The sequence below is a fragment of the Microbulbifer sp. genome (genome assembly GCF_051659245.1).
Classification (GTDB): Bacteria; Pseudomonadota; Gammaproteobacteria; order Pseudomonadales; family Cellvibrionaceae; genus Microbulbifer.
In genome coordinates this window covers 1-6,422 of the sequence record NZ_JBOFOC010000022.1, presented here as the reverse complement: position 1 = coordinate 6,422, position 6,422 = coordinate 1, and the positions used below count along the sequence as shown (strand labels likewise).

Here is a 6,422-nt window from a genome sequence, read left to right as displayed (position 1 = left end):
AGTTTTTAATAAAATCGCCCAAACTGATGCCTTTCTGAAACTGGACCTTGTTGCGTGCCATGACCGAATTCCTTGTAAATTAATGACTTGACTGTATGGATATACAGTATATCATAGCTTAGCAACGGTGGTAATTAGGAAATGTTTTGGCAGCTGGCGCGGAAGCCAACAGGCTCCCACGCCCTTCCCTACCACAGTCGCCCTACCGGCAACCGGCGCTGTTTTCAGGGAACTGGGTAACCACCTCTCCGGTGCCCGGCTTAATCACTACACGGGCCCACTGCTCGCCGCTGGTGCCGATGACGTGCCCCATGTTTTTATCGTAGCAGATGCGCCCGTCCGGCTGTACCCTGCGCCGGTCAGGAGCGGCCTGCACCGTATCGCACAGCTCCTGCCCGCCGGGCAGGCCGTTGCAGTAGCGTGCACCGGCACCACCGAACTTGCTTTTCGAAGTAAATCTACTTGGATCACAATGACGAGGGTAGACGTGGTTGTAGCTGTTTAGCGTATACCTGCAGGCCGGATCCCCTACCACATCTCCACTGGTGGAGCAGCCGATCAGAGATATTAATAGAAAGGGTATCAGATACACCATGGATCTGTTGAAAGTCTTCATAACACAGTCCTCAGTAGTCGTTAACAAAATAGGTTAAAAATATTTTTAACCACAGAAATACTAACGCATGAGCTTTCGTAAGTTTTGAAAACAGATTCTCTGGAAAACCAAATAAAACCAAATAAATTGCATAAAAAATAGAAAAAATTTTGCACCCCCAAACACGCGACACCCTGGGATAACCCCAGTATCCACCGACCATAAAAACTGTGCCTGTAACTGCTCACCCCTGTAGGAGCAGCGGGGCGGCCATCCGACATGCCCGCGAACAGAACCCGATCGCGGGCATGGCCCGCTCCTACAGGGTGGCTCGCTCAAGCCAATGCAGGTTCCCTATGGGTGAGTAGTTACCCAGGCCACAGGAAATCCATGGCACGGTAAAGGGAGGGGGTTCGGTTACGATCTGTTATCCAGGCGCGAATCAATGGCCGCAAAAAGATTGAGAATTGAATGGCGCGCCTCGCCCGGCAGTAGGCGCAGGGCCTCGATCATCGCGTACTCCTCGTCGCTGATACTGCGCCCCTTGTGCTGGTCCATCTGCCCGCGCCCGCACAGCAGCCAATCCAGCGAAACATCCAGTATCCGGCACAGCCTGATGGCATTATCGGTGGAGATGGCCCCGTCCCGGCGCCAGCGGCTGATACAGCTTTCGTTTACGCCGAGTTCCAGTGCCAGCGGATATACCTTGCGCACTTTGCGCGCGCGCAATACCTGCTCCAGGCGTTCGCCCATCGAGTTCTCTTTGCAGTCGGCCAGCCCCTGCTCGAGTGCGCAAGGCGCCGGAGGAAAACCGTCGGGCGGCAGGCTCGCGGGGGCTTGCTGTATCTTCACGACAACCTCACAGGCACTTGATAAGGTAATTGACATAGATATTGCGCGGCCGGGTTTCACTGCTGGTGCGCGCCGGATCGCCGGCGGGCTTGGCCGGCGACAGGCTCCCGGGCAGGATTGGATCGCCACTGGCAGTGGGCGTAGCCGGCGACGTCACCTGCCCCCCCTGAAACTGCTCCTGTCCGTCCCCGGGCTTGGCAAACTGGTAAGCATGCTGGTGGTCCTGCAGCGCATCCTTTTGAACGGAGCCCACACCCGAGTATTTTTCTCCACTGGCCGGCGACAGGCGCTGGTCCACATCCGGGTCCACACCTGCGCCATTGTCCACACAGCGCAGGAACAGACCCCGGTAATCGGGCAGGCGGAAGGTATATTCACCATCCCCGCCGTACAGATTGCCGATCACCTCGAACAGTGCCGGGTAGGAGGCAATACCCAGTTGGCGCCCGTCGCACAGCATCCAGCCCCAGTACTCCAGCCACAGTGCCGGTTGCGCGCTGTCATTTTCCTCGCCGTCGCTGCCGAAGGGATCGGCCAGTTGTCCGGCATAGGGGCACACGACCCCCACCGGGACACCGGAAATCCACTCTGCGGCAAAAGCGGGCGGCGGTACGAAAGGAGGACTGATCATGGCATTTCTCCCGTGAATACCGGCAGTTCATCACCTTCCTGCAGCACGGTCATATCCGTTGGCACCACCAGTTCCCAGCTTTCCCCCCGCTCTTCCTCGGCCCCGGCCTCGGAGGATTCCTTGAGGGCATTGGCCAGGTTGACGTAGCGGTAGTCCAGCGTCCCCTCCTCCTGCGGGCAAAACACTGGCGCCAGGGTGTCGGCGCCCGGCCAGATCTGGCCGCTGGCCAGGAAGTAGAGCATGCGGAAAGCGAAATCCGGTGTTACCGGCAACAGCACCCGAGCCAATCCCGCTTGCAGGAATGCGCTGAAAAGTTCGTCCTCACCACGATACTGCTGGCTGATTGCGGTACCGACATCGTCCTCGGTCTTGACGGTAAAAGCGTAGGCCATTTCCTCCCAGGCCAGCGCGCGCTCCAGGAACTGCACGTAGCGCTGCCCGCCCAGAGCGATATTCCCGCTCTCCCCGGTCAGTTTTTCCACGTGCCGGATCAGTTGCCGCACGATGTCCCGACGCAGTTCGTCGCGCACAGCCTCGCGGGCACCTAAGGGGGATGGCTGATATACCCGGCTGGGCCAGGAGCCCACCATTTCGTAATAGCGCTCACGCTGCCGTGTACAGCCAGCGGAAATGGCCTTGAAGGTTGCCAGTTTCCATTCATCCAGGGCCTGTTCACCCAGCTCGGCCTCTATCTCCACAGCGACACTGTAGCCGGCGGGAGTTTTCAGGGATTTTTTTGGGGTGGAGACCAGTACCGCCGCCGGCACCTGGCCGGTTTGTCCGCTCAGTTTGAGTTGCGCGGTTTCAGTTTCGCCCCCCGGATATTCGTAACTCTGCTGGCCGACACTGACACAGAGCTTCAGGCTGTCGTCACCGGGCGCGGGGGATACCGTCACATTCGCGGAGACGGCGCGATAGCCGGGCGCCACCGGGATCGATTGCCGGCACACCGGCTCGCCCCCCTGAAAGGCGGCACTGCTTATCACTCGGGGGGCCGGAGGCGGCTGTATATCCACCACATCGTACTCGGCGGCCAGGTTGGCATAGTAGGCGGGGGACTTCGGGTCGACGGAAATATCCTGGAAGTTTTTTACATCGAAATCGATCAGCGGCGGAGGCTCCCGCAGGGACAGACCGCGAAGGCTGAAGGAGCCGGAGATATATCCCTGCGACGGATTGCGCACAAGAAACTCCAGGATAAAGCGCTTGCCGAGAGTCACTGTCCAGCACTGGTAGATCTTGTTGACCCAGCGGTAGATAGCGCGGAGATTATTGTCCATGCCGCTGGCATCGACACGCCGGACAGTACAGCGCTCGTCCCGGTCGATACTGGCGCTGCTGCGCTGCCAGTGCAGCCGACGGGCCAGGGAACCGGCAGCGCGCTGGGTCAACAGGCGCGCGGCGCGGGTGGCATCGCTGGTGGCCGTTTTCTGCGGCTTGCCGTCCACCGGCTGCACCGTTCCATCCACAATCACAGTCAGCTGCTTGGCCGGCGGGCCGTACTGGCTCTCGTAGTGGTACTGGAAATTCTCCTCCAGGGTATTGAGGGCTTCCGCCAGCAGGTCCTGGCGCTGGCCGGACAATTCGCGGTCCACCTGCTGCAAGCCGCTGTCGGACTCTAGCTCCTCTACGCGGGATTCTCGCAGCCGTCGCTCCGACGACTCCTTGTACTCGCCGCGCATCACATTTTCTATACCGCTGACTTCGCCCAGGCAGTATCCCCGCAGTCGCTGCCTCACAAGCTTCAGGTCGCCGATGGCATAGGGAACCGGGCCCGTATCCCCGGCGCCGCCCCGCGCGCTCTCTTTGGCCGACGGAAGAGGAAACACCGTACCGGGCAACACCACCGTGGCCCGGATACCTTCGCCCAGGCGCTCCGCCGGCCAGAGAAGAGCGGGCTCCGGTGGGAGGGCTTCACCATCCGCATCACCCTCCGGCGGTTCGGGCTCGCTGGCGACAATGCGCGCGATCAGCGTAGCCAGAGCCAGGGTTGCCAGCAGCTGGTCCCCCAGTTGCCGGTTGAAACCCGGTTGTACATTCAGCGCCATCAGGTTTTGCCAGCAGCGCTCCATTTGCCCGCTGAAGATTTCGCCGAGCCAGTATTCCCCTATGTCGCTCCAGCTCATTTCCAGCGCCACTTCCGTGCGTTGCTTGAACTCAGCCAGGTCGACGGGAGGGGAGCGACGAAACCCTTCATTCAGGGACGGCAACCGGTCCATGGGCACACCCAGGGCATCGATAGTGCGCAGGTAGCGGCCGGTATAGGGCGCTTTCTCCGCCAGGAACAGATCCGCCTGATCCACCATGGCTCCCCGCCCCTGCTGGCGCGCTTCCACCAGTTTCTCGTAGAAGCTGTTCTTCGGCGCCGACCCGGTATCGTACTGTACGAAGCGATTCTCCAGTTCCGTGGCGGTAATGCCCGGCCACTGGGCCAGGTACAAATAGGGGAACAGATCGGATTCCGGAGGGCGCTCGACAATTACCCCGGTTTCCGCAGGCTCACTGTCCGGCGGCAGCGGAACCGGCGGGCGCGGGCCAGGGGAATCCCCGCCAAACAGCAGTTCGTTCCGAGCCTCGCCATCGGGGTATTCCAGGCGGGTAACCAACAGACTTTTGGAGCTGGCCGTATAATGCATTTCTCCGTTGACAGCGCGCATCGGGTTTTGCGGGTCCGGCTGCGAGAAGAAGTGCAACGGGTTTTGCTTGTCGGGCAGGGGCAGTGGTGCCTGGGCAATAATATGCCCCAGCCATTCGACTTCTATGTAACCGCGACCGATACCGCCGAACCTCCAGCGAAAAATTACCGGCCCGATCTCTCGTTTTTCCGGATAGTCATTCATAAATTATTCCAGACCTCAGTAATCAGCGGCAGATAGAGGATCGGCAGGCGAAGCACAACTGCCGGTAACATGACAGTTGAGCTGCGCCATCCAATCACCCGGAGAGGCAACCCGGTTCGCGCCTAAAGTTCACTCCTCAGGGCGACGTAACGGGGATTCCCACGGTATGCACATTGGGCTGAGTGGGAGCCTCGATATAGCGGGTCCACCCTTCCTGGCCTTCGAATACCGTGTAAAAAGCATAGGCCGAAGTGATCGGGGAATTACCAGCACCCGCGATCAGGTCGAGGATGTTGACGTCGCCGTTGACACTATCCACTGAGAAATCCGTCTTCAGTTCGATATACAACGTCTTCGTCGGCGCCGCGTGTCCACCCTCGGTCAAATAGACAACACCAATATCGGCACGGTTGTCGAAACCGGTATAGTGCAGCTCGCTGAATACCATGGCGGTTTCCTCGGTATCGTTCGCAGCTATCCACTCCGTCAGCAAGCGGCTCATCACCGTTTTTACGGTGTCCTCATTGAAATAGTTGTTCAGCCCGAAATAGCCACTGAAGGAATCTGACCGGTCATTGAGATACCTTGCGGTGTCATCGGCGAGATTCCTCTCCACATATTGGGCCATGGTTGCAAAGGTCATCAGTGATCTCCTCTTTCAATACAGCCCCCGCAATGCGGGGGCTATCGGGTCTTACGCCTGGGCGAAGCTGCCGGTGGTGGCGTTGTAGTTGGCAGTGATCTCGGTGGTGGAACCGCCGAAGGTCAGGGTCAGGCTGGGGCTGAAAATATCGGTAACCACCATGCCGTCCTGGATGCTGCTGTTCATGAAGAGCTTGATATTCTCGTAGGGCGTGAAAGTGGCCACATGCTTGCTGGGTACCCAGTCCGCATTGATCGGCCTGTTGGGATAGGCAGTACCGTTCACCTGCACGTTCTGCGCCAGGCCGAAACAGAGCCCCTCCGCCTGGTCGAGCGGCGTCTGATTGACCACACCGTACTGGCCTTCGGAGAGCTGTCCGGAGGGAGACGGCGTGCCGAAGTTGCCATTCTGGAAGGTGTACAGCATCTGCGCCCGGGCCATATCGTCGGACATCTTCTGGATGGTCGCGCCGCCTTGAATCTGGGTGGTGGAGGCATAGATTGCGTACTCCTCCTCCCAGGTGACGGTGTTGTTCTCGAAGGGATAAAAGCACACCCAGGCAACGGGCTGGCCGTTGGCGGACTGCTTGATCAGGGTGACCTTTTCACCCGCCTTGTAGAGTGTGTCCAGGTCCTGTTTTGGAAAGTCGATATTGAGGGTATAGGTAGGCATCGGTATGACTCCTGTTGATTGAAAAATTAATCGCAGCTGTATTTTTGCTACGGCCATTCGGCGGAAACCGTCTGACAGGAGTCTCTATCTCAAAAGCCATGCCAACTTTAAAACTCAATAAAAACAATAAGTTAGAGTCAGTCAAGCCGGACAGCCCGGGTGTCGGCAGTGTCTTTTCCGACACTGCCG

At 58.9% G+C, this 6,422-nt stretch carries 6 protein-coding genes; all 6 read right to left on the bottom strand.

Features of this window, described 5'->3' with window-relative positions; genetic code table 11:
- Positions 1 to 202: 202 nt before the first annotated feature.
- Positions 203 to 616, bottom strand: coding sequence for a hypothetical protein (locus tag ACRC0P_RS02375; RefSeq protein ID WP_438628156.1), 414 nt, complete (start codon positions 614 to 616; stop codon positions 203 to 205).
- A gap of 396 nt (positions 617 to 1,012) precedes the next feature.
- The gene (locus ACRC0P_RS02370; protein WP_438628154.1) at positions 1,013 to 1,447 is read right to left on the bottom strand and encodes a helix-turn-helix domain-containing protein; all 435 of its coding nucleotides are present in this window, start codon (positions 1,445 to 1,447) and stop codon (positions 1,013 to 1,015) included.
- A gap of 7 nt (positions 1,448 to 1,454) precedes the next feature.
- Positions 1,455 to 2,078: a phage tail protein gene (locus ACRC0P_RS02365; protein ID WP_438628152.1), complete on the bottom strand. Its 624-nt coding sequence runs from the start codon at positions 2,076 to 2,078 to the stop codon at positions 1,455 to 1,457.
- Entirely contained in the window at positions 2,075 to 4,918 is a 2,844-nt protein-coding gene (locus ACRC0P_RS02360) for a hypothetical protein (protein ID WP_438628150.1), read from the bottom strand. Before ACRC0P_RS02360 ends, ACRC0P_RS02365 begins: the two co-directional genes overlap by 4 nt.
- A gap of 136 nt (positions 4,919 to 5,054) precedes the next feature.
- Entirely contained in the window at positions 5,055 to 5,561 is a 507-nt protein-coding gene (locus tag ACRC0P_RS02355; protein WP_438628148.1) for a hypothetical protein, read from the bottom strand.
- Between the two features lie 51 nt (positions 5,562 to 5,612).
- Positions 5,613 to 6,233, bottom strand: coding sequence for a hypothetical protein (locus ACRC0P_RS02350; RefSeq protein WP_438628146.1), 621 nt, complete (start codon positions 6,231 to 6,233; stop codon positions 5,613 to 5,615).
- Between the last annotated feature and the right edge of the window lie 189 nt (positions 6,234 to 6,422).

Coding starts and splice junctions, on each gene's coding strand:
- ACRC0P_RS02375 (WP_438628156.1), bottom strand. CDS start 616: ATGAAGACTTTCAACAGATCCATGGTGTATCTGATACCCTTTCTATTA.
- ACRC0P_RS02365 (WP_438628152.1), bottom strand. CDS start 2,078: ATGATCAGTCCTCCTTTCGTACCGCCGCCCGCTTTTGCCGCAGAGTGG.
- ACRC0P_RS02360 (WP_438628150.1), bottom strand. CDS start 4,918: ATGAATGACTATCCGGAAAAACGAGAGATCGGGCCGGTAATTTTTCGC.
- ACRC0P_RS02355 (WP_438628148.1), bottom strand. CDS start 5,561: ATGACCTTTGCAACCATGGCCCAATATGTGGAGAGGAATCTCGCCGAT.
- ACRC0P_RS02350 (WP_438628146.1), bottom strand. CDS start 6,233: ATGCCTACCTATACCCTCAATATCGACTTTCCAAAACAGGACCTGGAC.